This window comes from Pseudomonas fluorescens (assembly GCF_000968015.1).
GTDB classification, from domain to species: domain Bacteria; phylum Pseudomonadota; class Gammaproteobacteria; order Pseudomonadales; family Pseudomonadaceae; genus Aquipseudomonas; species Aquipseudomonas fluorescens_W.
Genome location: NZ_LACH01000120.1, coordinates 1 through 297, shown reverse-complemented (window position 1 = coordinate 297; position 297 = coordinate 1). Strand labels below are relative to the sequence as shown.

Genomic DNA, 297 nt, shown 5'->3' with positions numbered 1-297 from the left:
GCGGTCAACACCTGGTTCTGCTACGGTCGGCCCTGCAGTCGGTGCATCGTTGACGTTGTCCACCGGCCCGAGGATGTTGGACGAAACGCTTTCGGCTACACCGAAGTTATCCACGTACCCCATCACCACGCGCACTTCCTGGCCGACCTGAGCCTGGCCAAGCGCGAACGTGCTACCGGTAGCGCCGGCGATGTTGACGAAGCCAGGCCCGTTGTTCGCCTGCCATTGGTAGGTGAACTGCGGATTGCTGAGGCCATCAATGTCGATGATGCTCGCCGGGTCAGCGGTCAACACCTG

General features: G+C 61.6%; 1 protein-coding gene. It reads right to left on the bottom strand.

Going from position 1 to position 297, the window contains the following annotated elements; all coding sequences use genetic code 11:
* Positions 1-297, bottom strand: a 297-nt coding sequence (locus VD17_RS30970) for a hypothetical protein (RefSeq protein WP_046057157.1), incomplete at both ends; no start/stop codon positions are given.